Origin of the sequence: Vibrio kagoshimensis, from assembly GCF_050337535.1 — a bacterium.
GTDB classification, from domain to species: Bacteria; Pseudomonadota; Gammaproteobacteria; order Enterobacterales; family Vibrionaceae; genus Vibrio; species Vibrio gallaecicus.
Genome location: NZ_JAKJSZ010000060.1, coordinates 1 through 765, shown reverse-complemented (window position 1 = coordinate 765; position 765 = coordinate 1). Strand labels below are relative to the sequence as shown.

Here is a 765-nt window from a genome sequence, read left to right as displayed (position 1 = left end):
AAGTAAACATGTAATTCTAAAGCTATTACCATTCCAACAGAATGGTAATGAATTGACTGTGCCAAAATTAAGTAAACTTAATTTTGTATTGGTCACTCAGTTCATTGAAACCAAATTGATTTCCGAGGAAATCTTGCTTTGCTAATGCAAAACAAATTTTGATATTCATCAACGAGTGCCCACACAGATTGATAGGTTTAAATTGTTAAAGAGCTTTGCTTTCAGTGCCTTAGCACTTAAGCAGGACGCGTATAATACGCTTTCCACTTTGAAAGTCAACATAAAATACTAAGAAAACTTAGAACCCTATGGTGACTTGTCTAGAAACTAGACAAAGTCGAAATTAAAGCCTGGCGATGTCCTACTCTCACATGGGGAAGCCCCACACTACCATCGGCGCTATTGTGTTTCACTTCTGAGTTCGGCATGGGATCAGGTGGGTCCACAATGCTATGGTCGCCAAGCAAATTTTGCTTTTACTTYCAGTTTTAAAAACTGAAGGCAAAATAATCTGGAAAGCTGTTTCGTTCTCTTCAAACTCATTCAAGGTCTGGTATTTCTATCGAGTCCACAAAACCCCTTGGGTGTTGTATGGTTAAGCCTCACGGGCAATTAGTACAGGTTAGCTCAATGCCTCGCAGCACTTACACACCCTGCCTATCAACGTCGTAGTCTACGACAACCCTTAAGGACGCTTAAAGCGTCAGGGAAAACTCATCTCAAGGCTCGCTTCGCGCTTAGATGCTTTCAGCGCTTATCGATTCC

The 765-nt window shown here is 41.1% G+C and carries 2 rRNA genes; both read right to left on the bottom strand.

What is annotated here, in order from left to right:
* Nucleotides 1-348: 348 nt before the first annotated feature.
* A 5S ribosomal RNA gene (gene rrf / locus L4C37_RS22400) occupies nt 349-464 on the bottom strand.
* A 127-nt stretch (nt 465-591) separates the two neighbouring features.
* Nucleotides 592-765 (bottom strand): 23S ribosomal RNA (locus L4C37_RS22395); the annotation flags it as partial.